The organism is Sphingopyxis sp. NFH-91 (assembly GCF_021401285.1).
In the GTDB taxonomy this organism is placed as follows: domain Bacteria; phylum Pseudomonadota; class Alphaproteobacteria; order Sphingomonadales; family Sphingomonadaceae; genus Sphingopyxis; species Sphingopyxis terrae_A.
The window spans coordinates 664,246-684,970 of the sequence record NZ_JACBGA010000001.1 but is presented as its reverse complement, the minus strand read 5'-3'; the positions used below and the strand labels follow the sequence as shown (position 1 = coordinate 684,970).

At 66.0% G+C, this 20,725-nt stretch carries 20 protein-coding genes; 12 read left to right on the top strand and 8 right to left on the bottom strand.

The window, feature by feature from the left end; all coding sequences use genetic code 11:
- Window positions 1-110: 110 nt before the first annotated feature.
- Window positions 111-1,037, bottom strand: coding sequence for a LysR family transcriptional regulator (locus tag L0963_RS03405; protein WP_217372635.1), 927 nt, complete (start codon window positions 1,035-1,037; stop codon window positions 111-113).
- Between the two features lie 124 nt (window positions 1,038-1,161).
- On the opposite strand from L0963_RS03405, the gene L0963_RS03400 reads away from it, so the two are divergent.
- The 7 genes from L0963_RS03400 to L0963_RS03370 all read left to right on the top strand — a co-directional run bounded on the left by L0963_RS03400 (window position 1,162) and on the right by L0963_RS03370 (window position 5,477).
- The gene (locus L0963_RS03400) at window positions 1,162-1,860 is read left to right on the top strand and encodes a pirin family protein (RefSeq protein WP_062900616.1); all 699 of its coding nucleotides are present in this window, start codon (window positions 1,162-1,164) and stop codon (window positions 1,858-1,860) included.
- An 87-nt stretch (window positions 1,861-1,947) separates the two neighbouring features.
- Window positions 1,948-2,550 carry an NAD(P)H:quinone oxidoreductase gene (gene wrbA / locus L0963_RS03395; RefSeq protein WP_058812593.1) on the top strand — a complete coding sequence of 201 codons (603 nt, stop codon included), beginning with the start codon at window positions 1,948-1,950 and terminating at the stop codon, window positions 2,548-2,550.
- A 5-nt stretch (window positions 2,551-2,555) separates the two neighbouring features.
- Complete coding sequence (locus L0963_RS03390) at window positions 2,556-3,380, top strand: DODA-type extradiol aromatic ring-opening family dioxygenase (RefSeq protein ID WP_062900618.1); 825 nt, start codon at window positions 2,556-2,558, stop codon at window positions 3,378-3,380.
- 7 nt (window positions 3,381-3,387) lie between these two features.
- Entirely contained in the window at window positions 3,388-4,071 is a 684-nt protein-coding gene (locus L0963_RS03385; RefSeq protein WP_062900619.1) for an RluA family pseudouridine synthase, read from the top strand.
- A complete protein-coding gene (gene arfB, locus L0963_RS03380; protein WP_003040293.1) occupies window positions 4,064-4,465 on the top strand; it encodes an alternative ribosome rescue aminoacyl-tRNA hydrolase ArfB in 402 nt (133 codons plus the stop codon). Before L0963_RS03385 ends, arfB begins: the two co-directional genes overlap by 8 nt.
- 12 nt (window positions 4,466-4,477) lie before the next feature.
- Complete coding sequence (locus tag L0963_RS03375) at window positions 4,478-5,065, top strand: SOS response-associated peptidase family protein (protein ID WP_062900620.1); 588 nt, start codon at window positions 4,478-4,480, stop codon at window positions 5,063-5,065.
- 88 nt (window positions 5,066-5,153) lie between these two features.
- Window positions 5,154-5,477: a PilZ domain-containing protein gene (locus L0963_RS03370; RefSeq protein WP_062900621.1), complete on the top strand. Its 324-nt coding sequence runs from the start codon at window positions 5,154-5,156 to the stop codon at window positions 5,475-5,477.
- Here the strand turns inward: L0963_RS03370 and L0963_RS03365 are convergent.
- Window positions 5,474-5,899 carry an EVE domain-containing protein gene (locus L0963_RS03365; protein WP_003040303.1) on the bottom strand — a complete coding sequence of 142 codons (426 nt, stop codon included), beginning with the start codon at window positions 5,897-5,899 and terminating at the stop codon, window positions 5,474-5,476. The genes L0963_RS03370 and L0963_RS03365 overlap by 4 nt on opposite strands.
- Window positions 5,900-6,052: 153 nt before the next feature.
- Here L0963_RS03365 and L0963_RS03360 point away from each other — a divergent pair, with 153 nt between their 5' ends.
- The gene (locus L0963_RS03360; RefSeq protein ID WP_186402629.1) at window positions 6,053-6,982 is read left to right on the top strand and encodes an isopenicillin N synthase family dioxygenase; all 930 of its coding nucleotides are present in this window, start codon (window positions 6,053-6,055) and stop codon (window positions 6,980-6,982) included.
- Between the two features lie 42 nt (window positions 6,983-7,024).
- Here the strand turns inward: L0963_RS03360 and L0963_RS03355 are convergent, their stop codons facing one another.
- Both L0963_RS03355 and L0963_RS03350 read right to left on the bottom strand, forming a co-directional pair.
- Entirely contained in the window at window positions 7,025-9,922 is a 2,898-nt protein-coding gene (locus L0963_RS03355; RefSeq protein ID WP_217372636.1) for a M16 family metallopeptidase, read from the bottom strand.
- Between the two features lie 43 nt (window positions 9,923-9,965).
- Entirely contained in the window at window positions 9,966-11,111 is a 1,146-nt protein-coding gene (locus L0963_RS03350) for a GGDEF domain-containing protein (RefSeq protein WP_234178556.1), read from the bottom strand.
- A 155-nt stretch (window positions 11,112-11,266) separates the two neighbouring features.
- Between L0963_RS03350 and L0963_RS03345 the strand changes: the two genes are divergently transcribed.
- The gene (locus tag L0963_RS03345) at window positions 11,267-13,261 is read left to right on the top strand and encodes a lipoxygenase family protein (RefSeq protein ID WP_217372637.1); all 1,995 of its coding nucleotides are present in this window, start codon (window positions 11,267-11,269) and stop codon (window positions 13,259-13,261) included.
- A gap of 157 nt (window positions 13,262-13,418) precedes the next feature.
- Here the strand turns inward: L0963_RS03345 and purC are convergent, their stop codons facing one another.
- On the bottom strand, window positions 13,419-14,198 hold the full coding sequence (purC, locus tag L0963_RS03340) for a phosphoribosylaminoimidazolesuccinocarboxamide synthase (protein WP_003040316.1): 780 nt from the start codon (window positions 14,196-14,198) through the stop codon (window positions 13,419-13,421).
- Between the two features lie 341 nt (window positions 14,199-14,539).
- Between purC and L0963_RS03335 the strand changes: the two genes are divergently transcribed.
- The 3 genes from L0963_RS03335 (at window position 14,540) to L0963_RS03325 (ending at window position 18,136) form a co-directional block, all read left to right on the top strand.
- Window positions 14,540-15,463, top strand: coding sequence for a crotonase/enoyl-CoA hydratase family protein (locus L0963_RS03335; protein WP_186402626.1), 924 nt, complete (start codon window positions 14,540-14,542; stop codon window positions 15,461-15,463).
- Window positions 15,464-15,751: 288 nt separating this feature from the next.
- Window positions 15,752-16,150, top strand: coding sequence for a DUF3597 domain-containing protein (locus L0963_RS03330; protein ID WP_186402625.1), 399 nt, complete (start codon window positions 15,752-15,754; stop codon window positions 16,148-16,150).
- Between the two features lie 129 nt (window positions 16,151-16,279).
- The gene (locus L0963_RS03325) at window positions 16,280-18,136 is read left to right on the top strand and encodes a DUF885 domain-containing protein (protein ID WP_217372639.1); all 1,857 of its coding nucleotides are present in this window, start codon (window positions 16,280-16,282) and stop codon (window positions 18,134-18,136) included.
- Between the two features lie 70 nt (window positions 18,137-18,206).
- On the opposite strand, the gene L0963_RS03320 is transcribed toward L0963_RS03325, so the two are convergent.
- From L0963_RS03320 to L0963_RS03310, 3 genes are read right to left on the bottom strand one after another with little or no spacing between them, the layout of a single operon-like run.
- Window positions 18,207-18,563 carry a hypothetical protein gene (locus L0963_RS03320; protein ID WP_217372640.1) on the bottom strand — a complete coding sequence of 119 codons (357 nt, stop codon included), beginning with the start codon at window positions 18,561-18,563 and terminating at the stop codon, window positions 18,207-18,209.
- A 37-nt stretch (window positions 18,564-18,600) separates the two neighbouring features.
- Window positions 18,601-19,053, bottom strand: a complete 453-nt coding sequence (locus L0963_RS03315; protein WP_217372641.1) for a hypothetical protein — start codon at window positions 19,051-19,053, stop codon at window positions 18,601-18,603.
- A gap of 48 nt (window positions 19,054-19,101) precedes the next feature.
- Window positions 19,102-20,703 (bottom strand): phosphoenolpyruvate carboxykinase, encoded by a 1,602-nt coding sequence (locus L0963_RS03310; protein ID WP_062900630.1) that lies wholly within the window; start codon window positions 20,701-20,703, stop codon window positions 19,102-19,104.
- Window positions 20,704-20,725: the final 22 nt, after the last annotated feature.

Genomic DNA, 20,725 nt, shown 5'->3' with positions numbered 1-20,725 from the left:
ATGGACCCGCAACCCGTCCGCGGCTCCCTCGCAGTGCCACCAACGCCCCCGTTGCAGGGCTGGCGGAACATTAACCATGAAACTTGTGAAGGGAAAAGGTTAATTTTGATTTAACCCGCAGAAATCCACGAGTCGCGACCCGCGCAGCTGCGTTTCAGCGTATCGGCGAGATAGTCGGACAAGGCCCGTACCCGCGCCGGGCGGAGGCGCGACGGTGGCGACAACAGGTGCAGATAGGCCTGCGGCAGCGACCAGTCGGTCAGGATCGGAACGAGCCTGCCGGCGCGCAGTTCGGCGTCGATGATGAAGTGCGGCAGCACCGCGATGCCGCCCCCCGCGACCAGCATCGGCACGATCACATCGCCATTGTTCGTGAACAGCGGGCCTGCCGGAACGATCGTCGCTTCCTCGCCTTCGCGGTGGAAGCGCAGCGGCCGCGCCTTTTCGCGGTGGCCGTACCCAGCGAGCCGATGCCCCGAGAGTTCGAGCGGGTGGCGCGGCGTGCCGTGGCGCTCGAGATAGGCCGGGCTGGCGATCACCGACGTCGGGATCGGCACGATGGTGCGCGCGAGCAGGCTGCTGTCGTCGAGGCTGGCGACGCGCAGCGCGAGATCGAAACCTTCGGCGATCAGATCGTGGCGCGCATCGCTGAGCGTCAGTTCGATCTCGACCGCCGGATGCTCGGCCATGAAGGCCGCGAGCGGCGCGCCGAGCACCTTGATCCCGAAACTCATCGGCGCCGCGAGTCGGATCGGCCCTGCGAGGTCGAAGCGGTCGCCATGCGCCGCCTCGGTCGCGGCGGTCGCGGCGGCGACCATTGCCCGCGCCTCTTCGAGCAGCCCGGCGCCCGCCGTCGACACGGTCACCGACCGCGAACTGCGATGGAGCAAAGTGATCCCGAGCGATGCTTCGAGCCGGCTGACCGCCTTCGACACGCTGGCCTTCGACAGGCCGAGCGCGCTCGCCGCGGCGGTGAATCCGCCGCTGTCGGCCACCGCCACGAAGCAGGCCCAGCCTTCATAATCGGGAAGCGCCACAACATCCTCCAATTGGAAACGATAGGTTTCGATCTACGCTATTTCAGAAACAAATGCATCGCCTATCTTGGCCTCAACACGCCGCCCCCGATGTCCGGGATGGCGGCCAGAAAGGAGATGCCCGATGATCGACATTCGCAAGTTCGACACGCTGGGCCACGCCAATCACGGCTGGCTCGACGCCCGCCACCATTTTTCCTTCGCCGGCTATCACGATCCCGACCGCATGGGCTGGGGTGCGCTGCGCGTCTGGAACGACGATGCCATCGCGGCGCAGGCCGGCTTCCCGCCGCACCCGCACCGCGATATGGAAATCATCACCTATGTCCGCACCGGTGCGATCAGCCACCGCGACAGCATGGGCAACAGCGGCCGCACCGCGGCCGGCGATGTCCAGGTGATGAGCGCCGGCACCGGGGTGACGCACAGCGAATTCAACCTCGAGGACGAGGAAACCACGCTGTTCCAGATCTGGATCATCCCCGATCGCGATGGCGGCAATCCCGGCTGGGGCCAGCGCGAATTTCCGCAGGCCGACCGTTCGGGACGCTTCGTGACGTTGGCCAGCGGGATCGAGGGTGACGACGACGCGCTGCCGATCCGCGCCGATGCCCGGGTCGCGGCCGCGACCGTGACCGCGGGTAGCCGCGTCGCCTATGATCTGGGCGCTGGCCGCAACGCCTATCTGGTCGCCGCCAAGGGCCGAATCCGCATCAACGGACAGGATGCCGATCCGCGCGACGGCATCGCGATCCGCGATGTCGGAACGATCGAGGTCGAAGCGCTCGACGATGCCGAACTGGTGCTGGTCGACAGCCTCTGATCCCACCCCCTCGGGCCGCCGCCTGCCATCCCCCTCCCTTGCGGCGGCGGCCCACCCCTTCCCCTCCCGACTGAAAGGAAACCGAAGATGGCAAAGATTTTGGTGCTCTATTATTCGAGCTATGGACATATCGAGCAGATGGCCGACGCCGTCGCCGAAGGCGCGCGCGCCGCGGGCGCCGAGGTCGATATTCGCCGCGTCGCCGAAACCGCGCCCGAGGCGGTGGTGAAGGCCGCCGGCTTCAAGACCGACACCGCGCATCCGCTGCTCGGTGATCCCAAGCAGCTTGCCGACTATGACGCGATCGTCGTCGGTTCGCCGACCCGCTTCGGCCGCATGGCCAGCCAGATGGCGAGCTTCTGGGACACCGCCGGCGGCGTCTGGGCGCAGGGTCTGCTTACCGGCAAGGTCGGCGCGGCCTTCACCTCGACCGCGTCGCAGCATGGCGGACAGGAAACCACGCTGTTCAGCATCCTGACCAACCTCCTCCACTTCGGCATGACGATCGTCGGACTGGACTATGGTTATGCCGGGCAGATGGGCGTCGATGAAGTCAAGGGCGGTGCCCCCTATGGTGCGACGACGCTCGCCGATGGCGACGGATCGCGCCAGCCGAGCGAAGCCGATCTCGGCGGTGCCCGCTATCTGGGCGAACGCGTCGCGAAAACCGCGGCGAAGCTCGCGGCCTGACCCCGATGCGCCGTCTGCCGAGCCTCTTCCTCTCCCACGGCTCGCCGATGATGGCGCTCGAGCCCAGCCCGGCGCGGGACTTCCTCGCCGGGCTGGGCGCCCGCTTGCCGCGTCCGCGCGCGATCCTGGTCGTCTCGGCGCATCACGATGCACGGTTCGAGGGCGGCCAGGCGACGGTCACCGCCTCGCCCGCGCCGCCGACGATCCATGATTTCGGCAATTTCCCCCAAGCGCTGTTCGACATGCGCTATCCCGCACCGGGCGATCCGGCGCTTGCGCAGCGGGTCGTGGACCTGCTCGCCGCTCATCGCCTCGCCGTCGCCGCCGATCCCGACCGCGGGCTCGATCATGGGGCCTGGGTGCCCCTGTCGCTGGTCTATCCCAAGGCCGATATTCCGGTGGTCCAGCTTTCGATCGCCTCGCATGCGCCGCCCGAATGGCATTATGCGCTGGGCCGTGCACTCGCGCCGCTTCGCGATGAGGGCGTATTGCTGATCGGTTCGGGCAGCATCACGCACAATCTTCGCGCACTTTTTTCGGCGCGCCTGCCGATCGACGCACCCGCGCCCGCATGGGTCACCGGCTTCACCGACTGGGTGGCCGGACATATGGCGGCGGACGCCGTCGACGAGGTGCTGCACGCTGTAGAACGCGCGCCGCATGGCCGCGACAACCATCCGACGATGGATCATATCCTGCCCTTGTTCGTCGCGATGGGTGCGGGTACGGCAGCGGACGGCCTGCACGCCGCACGGCTCCATGCCAGCACGACCTATGGCCTGCTGGCGATGGACGTTTACGCTTTCGGCGAAGGGGCGGCCCGCCTATAGGCGGGAGATGCTTCTTTCCGACCATATTCTCTTCCTCGATGGCGAGGCGCTTGTCGTCGACAAGCCCGAAGGCCTGCCCGTCGATCCGCCGCGCGACGGCAGCCTCAGCCTCGAAAACCATCTCGACGGCCTGCGCTTTGGCTTCAAGCGCTGGCCGCTCGCCGTTCACCGGCTCGACCGTGACACCTCGGGTTGCCTGCTGCTCGCGCGCAATCCCAAGGCGCACGGCCGTTTCACCCGCGCTTTCGAGGGGCGCGAGGTCGAAAAACAATATCTCGCGATCATCGACGGCGTGCCTGATGGCGATGGCGGCACCATCGACCTGCCCCTCGCGAAGACGTCGACCGCGGAGACCGGCTGGCGCATGGTTGTCGATCCGAATGGCAAGCCATCGGTATCGCACTGGGAAAAGCTTGCCGTCGTCGACGGGCGGGCGCTGCTGCGTTTCCGTCCCGAAACCGGCCGCACCCATCAGCTTCGCGTCCATGCGCTCGAGGGGCTGGGTCTGCCGATCGCCGGCGATCCCGTGTACGGCAACGGCCGCGGCAAGGACCGCACCCTGCTCCACGCCGAGCGGTTGGTGGTAAAACGTGACGTCAAGCCGTCAATAATTGCCGAAGCCCCCTTCCCCGCGCGCTTCGCCGCGCTCGGCTTTTCGCCACCCGAAGGCGCCGCCCCGACCCGTGGCTGACATTCCCGAAGCCGCGATTTCGGAAAAATTCCTAGCCGGCACCGGGCCGGGCGGCCAGAATGTCAACAAGGTCGCGACCGCGTGCCAGCTTCGCGTCGATGTGTTCGCTCTCGGCCTCCCGCCCGACGCCTACCGCCGGCTCAAGACGCTCGCGGGAAGCCGGATGACGGCGGCGGGAGAACTCGTGATTCTCGCGCGCAGCTATCGCACCCAGGAAGCCAACCGCGCCGATGCGCGCGCGCGGCTGAACGAGCTCGTCGATGCGGCGCTGGTTCGGCCTGAAAAGCGGATCAAGACAAAGCCGAGCAAGGCGGCCAGGGCGCGCCGCGTCGACGGCAAAAAGGCGCGCAGCGCGGTCAAATCGATGCGCGGACGCGTGCGATCGACCGACTAGGGCCGGGCGCGCATGCACCTCTATCGCCTCGACGTGACCGCCGAAATCGCCGCGCAGGCGATCGGTGCCGATTCAGGGCGCGATCCCTGGGCCCGCGGCTATGTCACCCCCGGACGCCCGGCGCCGGTGGTCGTCGGCGACGGAAGCGCGCAGAGCCGCCCGTGGCTGCGCCCCAAGCTGTGGGGCGTCCCGCCGCCGCCGCGCGGCGACCAGCCGGTGACGACGGTGCGCAACCTTTCGAGCCCCTTCTGGATCGGCACGCTGCGTCATCCCGAACTGCGCTGCCTGATCCCCGCGACCCGTTTCGCCCTGTGGTCGGGGACGGCCGGCGCGCGGCAACAGCTGTGGGCCGCGCCCGCCGACCAGCCGGTCTTCGCCTTTGCCGGCATCCATCGCCAGGGCGAGGATTGGCCGAGCTTCGCGATCCTGACCGTCGAACCGAACCGCCTGCTTAGCCATCACGGCGCGCAAGCGATGCCGGTCATCCTCCGCCCCGGCGATTATGCGCGCTGGCTGACCGCCGACTGGCGCGACGCGGCCAGCCTCGTCCGTCCCTTTCCGGGGCAGGAGATGACGCTGGCCGAAGACCCCATGGTATAGGCGATTTTCACCAATTCCGTCGACTTTGCGTTCACCAGCGCGGCGCTAAAAATGCGAATCGATAATCCGACCAGTGGGATTGAATACAGTGGCCAACGCCTGCACGACCGACACCGAAGAGCTTTCGCCGCAAGCGCGCCGCGCCGAACGCGCCACCGTCCGCGGGCGCGCGCGCTATCGCGAAGCGGGCTTCAACCCATTCGACGTCGAACTGTTCGACCTGTCGTCGACGGGCTTTCGCATGATCACCTTTTCGCGGCCGCAGATCGGCAAGCAGATATGGGTCAACCTGCCGGGCCTGCAGCCGCTCGAAGCGGTGATCCGGCGCGCCGACGGCAACAGCTTCGGCTGCGAATTCGTCTACCCGCTCCACCCCTCGGTGGCGGCGCACATGCAGTCGAAACTGCGCTAAGCTTCCGGCTTCTCCGACTTTTCCAATATATGCTTCCACTCGTCGGGCGTCACGCGCCCGACCGACAGGCGCGACAGGCGGATAAGGTCCATGTCGGCAAGCTTGGGGTCGGCCTTGATCGCCGCCAGCGTCACCGGATGCGCGAGCGGGCGCACGGGCGCGACGCGCACGATGACCCACGGCGATCCTTCCTCGGCGGTCGGATCGGGCGCGCTTTCCTCGGTAATGCGCATGATCCCCACGCATTCCTTGCCGATATTGCTGTGATAGAACAGCGCCTCGTCGCCGACCTTCATCGCCATCATGTTCAGCTTGGCGCTGTGGTTGCGCACGCCGTCCCACATCCCCGTGCCGTCCTTGACCAGGTCGTCCCAGCCATAGACGTCGGGTTCGGATTTCATCAGCCAATATTGCTTGCCCATGGCGCGGGCCTAGCCCAGCGCGCGCCGACGCGAAAGCATCCTTTTCCTCTTTCGCAACCGCGCCGACCCGCCTAAATCCTGATTCATGTCAAAGACGCGCCCCGGCGGGACCGGCATGGCGCGCCACAGCACCAACAAATGGACACACCCCTTATGACCGCAGCCGTTCCCGTTATTTCCATGTCGCTGCCCGACGATCGCTTCGCCCAGGATTTCGGCGGATCGTTCGAACGCTTCGGGTTCGCGATGATTACCGACCACGGCATCGACCCGGCGCTGATCGACGATGCCTGGGCGAAGGCGAAGGAATTTTTCGCGCTGCCCGAGGCGGTGAAGCGGGCCTATCATATCGCGGGCGGCGGCGGCGCGCGCGGCTACACCCCCTTCGGCACCGAAATCGCGAAGGGTGCGAAGGAAGTCGACCTCAAGGAATTCTGGCACGTGGGCCGCGACCTCCCCGCCGGCCACCCGCTCGCCGCGCAACAGCCGAACAATGTCTGGCCGGCCGAAGTCGCGGGCTTTCGCGAAACCTATGACCGGCTGTTCGCCGAATTCGACCGCATCGGCGGCAAGCTGCTCTCCGGGATCGCGCGCTACCTTGGCCTCGCACCCGATTTCTTCGACGACACGGTGAAGGACGGCAACAGCGTGATGCGCCTGCTGCATTACCCGCCCGTCGAAGGCCCGGCGAAGGGCATCCGCGCCGAGGCGCACGAAGATATCAATACGATTACCCTGCTGCTCGGTGCCGAAGAAGCGGGCCTCGAAATCCTCGACAAGGATGGGAGTTGGCTTCCGGTATCGCCGCCTGCGGGCGCTATGGCGGTCAATGTCGGCGACATGTTGCAACGGCTGACCAACAACCGCCTGCCCTCGACCACGCACCGCGTGCGCAATCCCGACTCCGGCCGCGCCAGCGTTGCGCGCTATTCGATGCCCTTCTTCCTGCACTTCCGTTCGGACTATCCGATCGTGACGCTGGATAATTGCATCGATGCCGAGCATCCGAACCTGTATCCGACGCCGATCACCGCCGACGAATATCTGCAGGAACGGCTCCGCGAAATCGGGCTCAAGAAATAGAACCGGGCCGCGGCCGCCCCGTCGGGCCGGCCGCGCGTCCCGCTATTTTCCGGCCTTGTCGCTGATCGCCCGGATCACCAGCGCCTTGTCGTCGACAAGATAGCGCTTGGCGAGCGCTTCAAGCTCGGCCGGCGTCGCAGCCTCGACTGCCGCGATGCCGTTGCGGCTGCGGTCGAGCCGGTCGGCGCGGCTCGTCGCCTCGGCGACATAGGCCAGCCAATAGGCATTTTCGCGCCGCGCCTTGGTCATCGCCTCGACCAGCGGCTTGCGCGCGCGGTCGAGCGTGTCGGCATCGACGGGTTTGTCGCGCAATTCCTTGGCGATCGCGAAGATCGCGGCGCGCGTCGTCGCCAGATCCTTGTAGTCGACATTGCTTGCGGCGACGAGCCAGCCATAGCCCGGATATTCGTCCGACAGGCTGGCTCCCGCCGACGGGCTGTAGGTTTCGCCCAGCTTTTCGCGCAGTTCGTCGGTGAGCATGAGCTGCATCACGCGCGACAGCAGGTTGAGGCGCATCGCCTCGGTCAGGTCGCTGTCGTCGCGCGCCGGCCAATAGACGCGCAGTTCGGCCTGGTCGGCCGGCCCCTTGTGGATCAGCGTGCGCTCGCTGTGGTCGACCGGATAGTCGCGCTTGCGCGCGTCGCTGTGCGGATCGAACGCCGCGCGGCGTTCGGGCAGAGCGCCGAAGGTTGCCGCGATCGCATCAATCGCCGCCTGTTCGTCGATATCGCCGACGACGCCGATCTCGATCGCGCCATGATCGAAACTGTCGGCGACCGCCGCTTTCAATTTGCTCCAGTCGAGTGCCATCATCGTCGCAAGCGGCGGCGTTTCCTCGCGCGGGTCACCGTTGGCAAGGATGCCGCCGCTGTCGCGCGCCATCACCGCGCCCGGCGTCGCATCGTTGGCGGCATATTGCTGCGGCAGATAGCGACGGATCAGCGCGAGCCCGTCGGCGCGGTAGCCGGGGTGCGTCAGATAAGCCGCCATCAGTTCGGCCTGCGCCGCGAAATCGTCGGGCGAGGTGACCGCTTTGCCCCCAAAGGCATCGGTATCGACGCCGAAGCTGGGGCTGACCGTCTTGCCCGCAAAAATGGTGCGCAGATCGTCGAGGCTATGCGCCTCGAGCCCGCCGAGGCTGATCGATCCCGCAAGCGCGACCTTGGTCGGGTCGTCGCGCGTCGCGAGCAGCGTCCCCCCGTCGACGCGCACCGACAGATAGACCTTGTCCTTCTGGAAATCGGTCTTCTTGATGTTGAGCATCACATTGTTGGCGAAGCGGATGCGCCGGATGCCGAGGTCGTCGATGCGATCATCGCTGACGACCGTGCCGGGCGTGCCGAAATTGTCATAGGCAAAGGCCGCGCTCCGTGCCTGCGCCGGGGGCGTCACCGCGACCGCGCGCGCCGTGTCGAGCGCGGCAAGGATCGCCTTGTCGCCGCCCTCGACGGGCGTCTTGGCAGTGACGCGCGCGAGCGGCGGGCTGAAGCCCTCCATCCGATTGCGGAAGGCCGCACTCACCGCATCGGCCGACAGCTGCGGCGCGACGGCATCGAACAGCGCCTGCGAGGTTTCGGGACGCACGACGACATAATCGCCGTCGGACGCGTCGACCAGCACATCGGCGAGCGCGTCGCTCCGCCGGGTCGTCACGCCGGCGACGGCATTCTTGAGCGCGGTGCGCCGATTGGCGATCTGTTCGTTGACCTCGGCCTGGGTGAAGCCGAACTGGACGGCGCGGCGCAGCTCGCGCTCGATCAGGCCGAGTGCCTCCGTCCACGCCCCTTCCTTGGCGATCGCCCCGACCGTAACCTGATCGAAGACCTTCCACCCGTCGGCTTCACTGAAATAGCCCGCGAGGATCGGAGAATTCTCGTCGAGCGCAATCTTGGCTAGCCGGCGGCTCAGGATCGCTTCGCCGATATCTTCGGCTAGCTTGCGCGCGCGCTTCGCCTTGGTGTCGGCTTGCTGCACCCAGGGTTTGAAGCTGGCGATCGTCACCGAATCCTGGATCGCCGGATCGACGAAAGATTCGGCGGCGGCGGGGCGCTTGAAATCGAGCGTGCCGATGTCGGGATCGGCACCAGCCGGTCCGCGGCCCTGCCAATCGGCGAAGCGCGCCTTGATCTTCGCCTCGACCGCGGCGGGATCGAAATCGCCGACCATCACCAGCGTCGCCCGTTCGGGCCGGTAATAGCGATCGTAAAGGTCGCGCAGGCGCGATGCGGGGGCGGTACGGATCACCTCTTCGGTACCGATCGGCATCCGGTTCGCGACCGTCATCCCCTTCATCTGGAAACCGAGCTGATCGACGATGTTGCGCAGCTGATAGGTATCCCGCGCGCGGCGCTCCGACAGGATGACACCGCGTTCGCGGTCGACCGCGGCGGGGTCGATCGTCAGTTCGCTCGCGGTTTCCCGCATCAGCATCAGCCCGGTGTCGATCAGATCGTCCGACGCGTTGGGCAGATCGAGCTGGTAGACCGTCTGATCGAAGCCGGTCGAGGCGTTGGTATCGGCCCCGAAGGCCAGCCCCTTCCTTTCGAGCAGCTTGATCATCTCACCCTCGGGCACATGGGTCGAGCCGTTGAACGCCATATGCTCGATGAAATGCGCCAGCCCGCGCTGATCCTCGGCTTCGGCAAAGCTGCCGACGTCGAAACGCATGCGCAGGACGACGCTGTCCTTCGGGGTGCTGTTCTTCAACAGCGCATATTTCATCCCGTTGGGAAGAACGCCGAAGACGATATTTGAATCGACGGGCACATCGCTGGCCGCGAAATTCCAGGCCTTGGCCGCGGCGGTCTGCGGATTGACCGGAACGACCTGCGCTGCGGCGGGGGCGGCGGCGGGTTTCGCGAGAACCGGCGATATGCTGACGGCGATAAGGGCAAGGGGCGAGAGCGCGGTCGAGATGCGCCAGAAAATGGTCCGCTTCATGGCGACCGGTCTGACCGCCCCATATGGGGCGGTCAAGCCCGCATCAGCTTGCGATGCCGATGCTTTCGACCGGCGACATGTCGGGTCGACCAGCCGCCTTTGCTGCATAGAGGGCGCGGTCGGCGGTGTCGAAAAGCCGGCGCGCGCTGCCACCGTCGCCGGGCCAGTTGGCGACGCCGACGCTCGCGCCGACGCGCAATGGCTGGCCGCCGATGCGGTAGGGCGCGACGAGCGCGGCGAGCAGATGATCGGCAAGCGCGGTGGCAAGCAGCGGTGAACGGCGCGGCACCAGAATGGCGAATTCGTCACCCCCCTGCCGCGCGACCAGCGCATGATCGCCGCACGCCCGGCGCAGCCGCGCCGCGACTTCGCACAGCAATTGATCGCCGGCGGCATGGCCGTGCCGGTCGTTCACCGGCTTGAAGCCGTCGAGATCGAGCAGCGCGATCGCGAATATCTCGCCATCCGCCGCGCGCGCGATTTCTTCCTCCAGCCTCAGGTCGAACGCACGCCGGTTGGGCAGCCCGGTCAGCGCGTCGCTATGCGCCAGATCGCGCATCTGCCGCTGCAATTCCAGCAGGTCGACAAGCTGGCCATGCTGCTGAAGGATCATGCGCACCAGGAACATCGTCGCGACGACCAGGCTGGTGCCCGCCGCAATCTCGGGCGCGTGGCCGGAGGTCAGCATCAGATAGGCGATCGGCACCATCCCGATGCCCAGATTGAGCAGCGCTGCAAAGCGCGTCGATGACAGGCAATAGGCGGTCGCCAGCGACCCCATCGCCATGATCATCGCATAATAGCTGTGATTTTCGGGCGGCGCGGCGAGCCAGTTGACCACCGTCCAGCTGCTGCACATCGCGCCCATCGTGCCCGACACCCACGCTGCCTCGACGATCACCCGCCGCGCGCGCCGCGGGCTCATGCGCCGGCCACGATAATGCATCTGCGCAGCGAAGCCGAGCAGGCACACCGCCGCCAGAACGACCGGAAAGCCGATCCGGATGATCGGATGGACGCTCGGCATGCCGCCATAGATGGCGGTCGGCGTCGTCGCCGCGAGCATCAGAAAAAGCATCGGGGTCAGCGTCTCGATACGATTGGCGCGCAGAATCGCGACATCGTCCCGGATATCCTCCGGCAATGGCGGAAAAAAGCGCCGCCGCATCCATGCTATAACCCCCGTCATTCCGGCTGGGTATCAAGCGGGAGTAAAGCATGCGTTAAACAAAGGAAGGATTGTTTTTCATCGCCCTAACCGGGCCGCCCCCTCCCTGCGGCATGCCAAAAATTAACCATGTTCTGCGATCCCTCGCGCCGCGTTCATGTCGCAGGAGCTTTCGCATGTCCTTCCCTTCGCCCGATTTCACCGCCCCCAGCCAGATCGACGGCGCAATCCTTCCGCCCGCCGCACCCAGTCTGCCGCAGCAGGACACGCCGGCGGAGCAGGCCGCGCGCGCCGCGCAGCTCGCTGCGACGCGGCAGGTCTATATGTGGACGACCGACGAGCCGTCGCTTCCCGGCGTTCCGCTCGCGACCGATGTGCCCAAACAGGATATGCCGACGATCGCCTGGTTCGCGATCCTGATCGGCGTCGGGCTGGCGATCGTGCGCAATGCACTCGCGGTGAAGCTGGACGGCGTCGACAAGGGCGAACTCGATACGCCGCGCAGCACCTATGAAGCCGCGCTGGCCGAATGCGACGCGATCGAGCTGTCGACCGCGCGCATCGCGGCGGGCCATGCGATGAAGGATGGCACGTCGCTCCTCGGCCATTTCGTCGACGAGGTCGAACATGTCGTGGCCGCGGTCGAGGCCGACACGCAGCTTGCGAAGCTGGAGGCGCATCGCCAGCGGATCGAAGCGCTGATCAAGGTCAGCGCGGCCGAAGTGGCGGGCCTCGGCAGCAGCGCGCCGCGCAGCCTCGACGCTTATCGCGCCCTGTTCCGGACGCTGCCCGTTCCCGGTGTCGCCTATGATTTTCAGGACGATGCCTGTTTCGCGCGGCTGCGCGTTCAGGGACCGAACAATATGCTGATCGCCGCGGCGGGCGACGCGCTCCCGACCAATTTCCCGCTCAGCCCCGCGCGCTATGCCGCGGTGGTCAATGGCGACACGCTGGACGCCGCGCTTGCCGAGCGCCGGCTGTTCCTGCTCGACTATGCCGAACTCGCAGTGCTGACGCCGGGCACCTACGGCAGCCTTGCCAAATATGTCTGGCAGCCGATTGCGCTGTTCGCGGTGCCGCCGGGCGGATCGGCACTCGTTCCGGTCGCGATCCAGTGCGGGCAGGATCCCGCGCTGCATCCGATCTTCACGCCCTCGGCCGCCGCCGATGCGCAATGGGGCTGGGAGATGGCGAAGCTGGTCGTTCAGGTCGCCGACGGCAATTATCACGAACTCTTCACGCATCTGGCGCGCACTCATCTGGTGATCGAGGCTTTCGCGGTCGCCACGCACCGCCATCTGGCCCAGGCGCATCCGCTATGGGCGCTGCTCGTTCCGCATTTCGAAGGGACGCTGTTCATCAACGATCAGGCCGCGACCTCGCTGATCGCCGCGAACGGGCCGATCGACCATATTTTCGCAGGCACCATCGCATCGAGCCAGGCCGCGGCGGCCGACGACCGGCTGGCCTTCGACTTTTACGGCAAGATGCTGCCAGCCGATCTGGCCGCACGCGGCGTCGGGACCGGATCGACGCTCGCCGACTATCCTTATCGCGACGACGCGCTGCTGGTGTGGAATGCGATCCGCGAATGGGCGCGCCAATATGTCTGGCTCTATTATACCGACGATAACGCGGTTGTCGGCGACACCGAACTCGCCGCCTGGGCCGACAGCCTGGCCGGCGAAGCGCGGATCAGCGGCTTCGGCCCGATCGCAACGCGCGACCAGCTTGCCGATGTCTGCACGATGGTGATGTTCACCGCGAGCGCGCAGCATGCCGCGGTGAATTTCCCGCAAAAGGACATCATGGCCTTTGCGCCCGCCGTCACCGGTGCGGCGTGGCAGGCGGCACCCGACCGCGAGCGCGGACAGGACAAGCCGGGCTGGCTCGCGATGATGCCACCGATGGCGCTGGCGCTCGAACAGCTCAACGTGCTCGAACTCCTGGGTTCGGTGCATTACCGCCCGCTCGGCGACTATCGCAGCAACAGCTTCCCCTACCCGCCCTGGTTCCAGGACCCGCGCGTCACCGCGCCCGAGGGGCCGCTCGCGTGGTTCAAGGGGGCGCTGGCCAATGTCGAAACCGCGATCGCCGCGCGGAACGCGCAGCGGCGGCAGCCCTATCCCTATCTGCAACCCAGCCTGATTCCGACGAGCATCAATATCTGAGGCAGCGTCAACGACAAAACTTCGTCATGGCGAGCCCGGCAAGGCCGGGGGCAGCAATGCAGGGCGGTTTACGCGAGCTGTGGATTGCCGCGTCGACTTCGGCTTCTCGCTATGACGCCGCTGTAAACGCTCAGGCGCTTGCGGGATCGGGGCGGCCTTAGCTGCCCTTCTTCTTGCGGTGCGTTTCGAGGTCGAGCACCGCATTGTCGCCGCCTTCGGGCATCAGGCCAAGGCGCCGCGCAACTTCCTGATAGGCTTCGACTTCGCCGCCGAGGTCGCGGCGGAAGCGATCCTTGTCGAGCTTTTCATTGGTGTTCATGTCCCACAGGCGGCAGCCGTCGGGGCTGATTTCGTCGGCCAGGATGATGCGGCTGTAATCGCCGTCGTAGAGCCGTCCGAATTCGAGCTTGAAGTCGACGAGGCGGATGCCGACCGCCGCGAACATGCCGCTCATGAAATCATTGATGCGGATTGCCATGTCCTGAATGTCGTGCAGTTCGTCCTGGCTGCACCAGTTGAAGCAGGCGATATGTTCTTCGGCAACCAGCGGATCGCCAAGCGCATCGTCCTTGTAGCAATATTCGATCAGCGTGCGCGGCAGCGGCGTGCCTTCCTCCAGCCCGAGGCGCTTCGACAGCGTGCCCGCCGCGACATTGCGCACGATCACCTCGATCGGCACGATCTCGACCTGACGGATCAGCTGTTCGCGCATGTTGAGGCGGCGGATGAAGTGCGTCGGCACGCCGATATTGCCGAGCAGCGTGAAGACATGCTCCGAAATCCGGTTGTTGAGCACGCCCTTGCCGTTGATCGTGCCGCGCTTCTGCGCGTTGAACGCGGTCGCATCATCCTTGAAATACTGGATCAGCGTGCCCGGTTCGGGGCCTTCGTAGAGGATCTTCGCTTTGCCTTCGTAGATCTGGCGGCGACGGGCCATGGCGGTCAACTTTCTGTCGGAACCAAATGAATGGCCCCGGCAAAGCGACTCAAATGTGAGCGCGACGCCGGGGCGGTCGGGGCGCCTATAGCGACAAAGCGAGGGCGCGTCATCCCCGGGTTGAAAGCGACCCTTCCTGTCGCGCAGCGATGGGGAGGTGGCAGCGGCGCAGCCGCTGACGGAGGGGCCTTTTTGCAACGCCGCTGCCCCTCCACCATCCTGCGGATGGTCCCCCTCCCCATCGCTGCGCGACAGGGAGGATCTTTCTTTACGTTTACGTAAAGTGCTTGCACTCGACGCCGTCGCTTGCAACGCTGCTCCCAAAGCCAAGGAGAGAGAAGATGAGCTTCGACCAGATTCGCCTCGACCGCCACGAAGGCATCGCACTGCTGACCCTCAATCGCCCCGACCGCATGAACGCCTTCACCGGCGAGATGATGCAGGAAATCATTACCGCGCTCGACGAATGCGATGCCGACGATGGCGTTCGCGCGGTGATCTTCACCGGTCATGGCGAAAAGGCCTATTGCGCGGGCGCCGATCTGGGCGCGGGCGCCGCGACCTTCGATTATGACAAGCGCGCCGACAAGCAGGCGCTGCTGCCCGACGGCACGCCGGCCAGCCCGATCGGCGAAGACGGCACGATCAACTGGTCGCACCCGCTGATCCGCGATGGCGGCGGCCGCGTGTCGATGCGCATCTTCGAGGCGAAAAAGCCCGTCCTCGGCGCCATCAATGGCGCCGCGGTCGGCATCGGCGCGACGATGACGCTGTCGATGGATGCCCGGCTGGCGAGCGACAACGCCCGCTACGGCTTCGTCTTCGCGCGCCGCGGGATCGTCCCCGAAGCGGCATCGAGCTGGTTCCTGCCGCGGCTGGTCGGCATCCAGACCGCGCTCGACTGGTGCTATTCGGGCCGGCTGATCCCCGCCGCCGAAGCGCATGAAAAGGGGCTGGTCCAGTCGGTCCATACGCAAGGCGAGCTGGTCGACGCTGCGATCGCCAAGGCGCGCGAGCTGACCGGCGACAGCGCTCCGGTATCGGTCGCGCTGACGCGGCACATGATGTGGCGGATGCTCGGCGCCCCGCACCCGATGAGCGCCCACCGCTGGGACAGCCGCGTGATCTTCGCCCGCGGACGCAGCCCCGACGCGGCCGAAGGCGTGACCAGCTTCCTCGAAAAGCGCGCGCCCAACTTCACCGCCAGCGTCGCCAACGACTATCCGGCGTTCGGGGAGTTCGAGGACGCTCCGCCCTATAGCTGAGGCGACAGGCAACGTCGGGTCAGGGCCGTCCGGGCTCTGACCCCGGCGTTCCGGCGCTAGCCCCAGCACGCGTACCATCGCCATTTGATGCCGCCGACCGGCTGCAGAATGTCGGTGAGATTCATGCAAATTCTCCCACCGCGGCGCGGGATCGAACTCAGCCGATGGGGGTTGGTATAGCAGCGCGGGCACCGAGGGGGAGCGGTTCATTCTCCTGTCATCCACCCGCCGCATAAATGAGTCTGGCGCGCTTCGTCCGAAGCGCCGGACCAAAGTGGGAGCATGAACATGAGCATTTTCAGCAAGATAAAAGACGCGATCTTCGGAAAGAAGGCCGAAGTCGCTACCCCCGCTCCAGCGACACCGGCAGCCCCCGCCGAGGTACCCGCTGGCCCGGCCGCGGCCGCGGCGCCCACTGCCCCGATCAGCGAAGTCGATGTCGAGGCGATCCTCGCCACCGAAGCCGCCAAAGTGGCACAGCCGCTCAACTGGCGCACTTCGATCGTCGACCTGATGAAGCTGCTCGACATCGATTCGAGCCTCGCCAATCGCAAGGAGCTGGCGCAGGAACTGGGCTATACCGGCGAACTCAACGGCAGCGCCGAAATGAATATCTGGTTGCACAAGGCCGTGATGCGCGAACTTGCGGCGAACGGCGGCAAGGTTCCAGCCGACCTGACCGACTGACAAAGCGCCGATAATTTTCGACCGGGGCCGGGCGCACGGGGTGCGTTTCCGGCCCCTTTCGATTGACCCGGGGCCGCAGCGGCTCCAAATGATTTCTTCAGAAACGAGAATATCCAGGGGAGCCGCCGAATGCCCGAAGCCTTTGCCACGCCCGTCAGCCGCCGTCAGACGATTGCTACCCTAGGCGCCGGGGCCGCGGGGCTGGCCTTGGCTGCTCCGGCCCGCGCCTTCGCGTCCGCGGTCAGCGGCGATGGCGCGGCGGGCGCCGACGCACTGCTGACCTCGATCGCCGACAATCTCCTCGCCCATTCGCCCGAAGGTGCTACCTCGCTCGGCATCGATACCGGCGCGCGCGCCGCGATGCGGGCGCAGCTCGGCGATCGATCGGCGGCGGGGCAGCAGGCTCTGGCGGCGACGCTGAAGGCCGATCTGGCGCGCGTTCGCGCCTTCGACACGGCAGGGCTCGACCATGCGACACGGACCAGCCTTGCGGTCGTCGACAGCGCCTATGACGTCGCGCTCGCCGGCTTCGCGCAGCCCTATGGCGATGTCGCGGTGGGCGGTTGGCGCAACACGCCCTATGTCGTCATCCAGAATGTCGGCGCCTATCTCGACGTGCCGAAATTTCTCGACAGCGACCATCCGGTCAAGACCAGCGCCGACGCCGAGGCCTATCTTGCCCGCCTCGCCGCCTATCCCGCCGCGCTCGACGGCGAAACCGAACGGCTCAAGGCTGCCGCCGCCCAAGGCCTCATCGCCCCGGTCTTCCTGATCGACAAGGCGGTCAAGCAGTTGGAGGCGAGCCTTGCCGACGCCCGCGAAGGCGGCGGGCTGGTCGAGAGCCTCGCGTCCCGGACGCGCGAACAGAATATTGCGGGGAACTGGGGTCCGCGCGCCGAGACGATCACGCGCGAGACGGTGGTACCGGCGCTCGAACGCCAGCTTGCCGAACTCAAGGCGCAGCAGCCAAAGGCGACGATGGACGCGGGCATGTGGGCGCGTCCGCACGGCGACGAATTCTATGCCTGGGCGCTGCGCGCATCGACCACGACGCGGATGACCCCCGATGAGGTTCACAAAATGGGTCTGGAGCAGCTCGAAGAGCTGCACGGGCGGATGGACCCGATCCTTCAGAAGCTCGGTTATACGCAAGGGTCCGTCGGCGACCGGATGAACGCTCTGGCGAAAGACCCGCGCTTCAAATTCCCCGACAATGACCAGGGCCGGGCCGAGATCGTCGCCTATATCCAGAGCTGGCTGAACAAGATTCGCGCCCAGCTGCCGCGCGCCTTCCGCACGATGATGAAGGGCAATGTCGAGGTGAAGCGCCTGCCGCTCGCCGAAGAACCTGGCGCGCCCGCGGCCTATGGCGGTGCCGGATCGATCGACGGATCGATCCCCGGCCGCTTCTGGATCAACCTGCGCACGACCGATCTGCACAGCAAATATTCGCTCCCCGACCTCGCGATGCACGAGGCGATCCCGGGCCATGCCTGGCAGGGCGAATATGCCAACAAGATGCCGCTGATCCGCTCGATGCTCGCCTTCAACGCCTATTCCGAGGGCTGGGCGCTCTATGCCGAGCAGCTTGCCGACGAGCTGGGGCTTTACGACGATTTCGAGGTCGGACGGCTCGGCTATCTTCAGTCGATCGCCTTTCGCGCCTGCCGCCTCGTCGTCGATACGGGGATCCACGCGAAGCGCTGGACGCGCGAGGAGGGCGTGCGCTTCTTCGTCGAACGCAATGGATCGAACCCGCTGGAGGTCGCGAGCGAAGTCGATCGCTATTGCAGCTGGGTCGGGCAGGCCTGCGGCTACAAAGTCGGCCACAGCGAAATCGTCCGCCAGCGCGGCCGCGCACAGACCGCGCTCGGTGCGAAGTATGACCTGCGCGATTTCGACGACACCGTCGTGCTCGGCGGTAATGTGCCGCTCGACGTTCTCGCGAAAAATGTCGACGAATATATCGCGGAAACGAAGGGATAGTGCCCGGAAAAAGGCAAGGCGATCCTTCGCTGACGCTATCGCCGACGGTAGGCGGACCTGACGGGTTCGCCTATTTCTTCCCGAACAGCGAGCCTGCGATGCCGCCCAGGTCGTTGAGCGGGTTGCCGTCGCGATCGCGGTCGAGCGCACCGAGAATGCCGGCGCCGCCGTCCTGCTGGACCATCTGCGCAAAGCGACCGAGCGAGCCTTCTCCGCCAATCTGGCCGATGATCTCCTGCAACTTGTCGAGCGGCAGGCCGGTGGTCGCGGCAGCGCCTTCGGCGGTGTCACCCTGCATCGGGTGATGCTTGGCGAGCGCGGCAATCGCCGTTTCGACATGCTCGGGCGACAGACCGACCTTGGCGGCAAGGTTGGCCACCGTGTCGTTTCCGGAAATCTGTCCGAGAATATTGTCCAAGATGCTCATGGCTGCGCTCCTTCGCTTCGAGTCGGAACCGACGCTATCACGGCGCAGGCAGCGGCGCGAGGTCCGGCGGGACGAACCCGCGCCGCGCCGGCACCGAAAAGAGCAGGTCGCGGCTGTAGAAGCGCAGCGGCCAGTCGCGCGCGCCCATGGGCGATCGCAGCAACACATTGACGCGGCTGGTCAGGCCCGTCTCCGCCGTTTCAGCGAGGAACAGCCGCACCCCCGCGACATAGGCGCGGGTGATGCTGTCGTGATAGCCCTGCGTGTCGTCGTTCACGCCGCCCACGCTTTCGTTGAAGCGGCGGATGATCGGCGCAATTTCGGCATCGACGTCGATGTCGGGGCGCTCGCTCAGCAACCAGAGGCACGCCGCCAGATGCGCCTCGTGCGTCCACGCCTCGCGCGGCAGGGTGCAGGCGAGCAGGCCTGCACCGATCGCGCGAATATCGGCATCGCGCTCGAACAGGCGCGGGGTAAAGTCGGTGGCCATGGGTCCAGTCCTTCCGGGTGAATGAGCACCCGGAAGTTTCCGGGTCAATCAGGCCGCGACGGCGGCCTGCGGTGCGGCGTTACGGACGCCCTCGTCGACATGGTCCGCAAATTGCGCGAAATTGTCGATGAATTGCTGCACCAGCGTTTGCGCCGTGCGGTCATAAGCCGCCTTGTCGGCCCAGGCTTCGCGCGGATCGAGCAGGCCCGAATCGACGCCGGGCACCGCAACCGGAACCATGAAGCCGAAATTCGGATCCTTGCGGAATTCCGCATTGTTCAGGCTGCCGTCGAGCGCCGCGTTGAGCAGTGCGCGGGTCGCCTTGATCGGCATGCGGCTGATCCCGTCCATCGTCGCCATGCCGCCGGTCCAGCCGGTGTTGACGAGCCAGCATTCGACGCCGCCCTTGGCGATGCGCTCCTTGAGGAGATTGCCGTAGACCGACGGATGACGCGGCATGAAGGGCGCGCCGAAGCAGGTCGAGAAGGTCGCCTCGGGCTCGGTCACGCCGATTTCGGTGCCCGCAACGCGCGCGGTATAGCCCGACAGGAAGTGATACATCGCCTGATCGGGGGTAAGCTTCGCGATCGGCGGCAGCACGCCATAGGCATCTGCGGTGAGCATGATGATATTCTTGGGCACCGGGCCCATATTCTTTTCCGACGCATTCGGGATGAAGTCGATCGGATAGGAGCCGCGGCTGTTTTCGGCGAGGCTGTTGTCGTCGAGGTCGAGTTCGCGCGTCGCGGGGTCGATCACCACATTTTCGAGCACCGTGCCGAAACGCTTCGTCGTCGCGTAGATTTCGGGTTCGGCCTCCGCCGACAGGCGGATCATCTTGGCGTAGCAGCCGCCTTCGAAGTTGAAGACCGCGGTGTCCGACCAGCCATGTTCATCGTCGCCGATCAGCGTGCGCGAGGCGTCGGCCGACAGCGTCGTCTTGCCGGTGCCCGACAGGCCGAAGAAAACCGCCGTATCGCCGTCGGCGCCGATGTTCGCCGAGCAATGCATCGGCATCACACCCTGCACCGGGAGGAGATAGTTGAGGATGCCGAACACCGACTTCTTCATCTCGCCGGCATATTGCGTGCCGCCGATCAGGATCAGCTTTTCGGAGAAATTGACCGCGATCACCGTTTCAGTGCGCGAACCATGCTTCGCCGGATCGGCGCGGAAGCTCGGCAGGTCGATGATAGTGTATTCGGTCGCGAAGGACGCCAACTCCTCGGCCGTCGGACGGCAGAGCAGCGTGCGGATAAACTGGCTGTGCCAGGCGAATTCGGTGATGACCTGCACCCCGACGCGATATTCGGGCTGCGAGCCGCCGAACAGCTGCTGGCGATAGACGCGGTCGCGCGACGCGAGATGGGCAAAGAAATCGGCCTTGAGGGCAGCGAAATGATCGGGCGTCATCGGCACATTGGTCTTGCCCCACCAAATGGTGTCTGCCGTTTCGGCGTCCTGGACGATGAACTTGTCCTTGGCGCTGCGCCCGGTGTGCTTGCCGGTTGCGACGACGAGCGGGCCGTCCTTGGCGAGCAGGCCCTCGCCATTGCGTACGGCATCCTCGACGAGCTGCGCGGTGCCCCAGTTTTCGGCCACATTCGCTTTGGTTTCGACGGTGTCGGTGCCGATCACAACCTTGGTCATTTGCTTCGCCTTTCCTCTGCGC

Excerpts from the sequence above, each read along its gene's own strand:
- L0963_RS03400 (WP_062900616.1), top strand. The coding sequence starts at position 1,162 with ATGATCGACATTCGCAAGTTCGACACGCTGGGCCACGCCAATCACGGC.
- wrbA (WP_058812593.1), top strand. The coding sequence starts at position 1,948 with ATGGCAAAGATTTTGGTGCTCTATTATTCGAGCTATGGACATATCGAG.
- L0963_RS03390 (WP_062900618.1), top strand. The coding sequence starts at position 2,556 with ATGCGCCGTCTGCCGAGCCTCTTCCTCTCCCACGGCTCGCCGATGATG.
- L0963_RS03385 (WP_062900619.1), top strand. The coding sequence starts at position 3,388 with ATGCTTCTTTCCGACCATATTCTCTTCCTCGATGGCGAGGCGCTTGTC.
- L0963_RS03375 (WP_062900620.1), top strand. The coding sequence starts at position 4,478 with ATGCACCTCTATCGCCTCGACGTGACCGCCGAAATCGCCGCGCAGGCG.
- L0963_RS03365 (WP_003040303.1), bottom strand. The coding sequence starts at position 5,899 with ATGGGCAAGCAATATTGGCTGATGAAATCCGAACCCGACGTCTATGGC.
- L0963_RS03360 (WP_186402629.1), top strand. The coding sequence starts at position 6,053 with ATGACCGCAGCCGTTCCCGTTATTTCCATGTCGCTGCCCGACGATCGC.
- L0963_RS03355 (WP_217372636.1), bottom strand. The coding sequence starts at position 9,922 with ATGAAGCGGACCATTTTCTGGCGCATCTCGACCGCGCTCTCGCCCCTT.
- L0963_RS03350 (WP_234178556.1), bottom strand. The coding sequence starts at position 11,111 with ATGACGGGGGTTATAGCATGGATGCGGCGGCGCTTTTTTCCGCCATTG.
- L0963_RS03345 (WP_217372637.1), top strand. The coding sequence starts at position 11,267 with ATGTCCTTCCCTTCGCCCGATTTCACCGCCCCCAGCCAGATCGACGGC.
- purC (WP_003040316.1), bottom strand. The coding sequence starts at position 14,198 with ATGGCCCGTCGCCGCCAGATCTACGAAGGCAAAGCGAAGATCCTCTAC.
- L0963_RS03335 (WP_186402626.1), top strand. The coding sequence starts at position 14,540 with ATGAGCTTCGACCAGATTCGCCTCGACCGCCACGAAGGCATCGCACTG.
- L0963_RS03330 (WP_186402625.1), top strand. The coding sequence starts at position 15,752 with ATGAGCATTTTCAGCAAGATAAAAGACGCGATCTTCGGAAAGAAGGCC.
- L0963_RS03325 (WP_217372639.1), top strand. The coding sequence starts at position 16,280 with ATGCCCGAAGCCTTTGCCACGCCCGTCAGCCGCCGTCAGACGATTGCT.
- L0963_RS03320 (WP_217372640.1), bottom strand. The coding sequence starts at position 18,563 with ATGAGCATCTTGGACAATATTCTCGGACAGATTTCCGGAAACGACACG.
- L0963_RS03315 (WP_217372641.1), bottom strand. The coding sequence starts at position 19,053 with ATGGCCACCGACTTTACCCCGCGCCTGTTCGAGCGCGATGCCGATATT.
- L0963_RS03310 (WP_062900630.1), bottom strand. The coding sequence starts at position 20,703 with ATGACCAAGGTTGTGATCGGCACCGACACCGTCGAAACCAAAGCGAAT.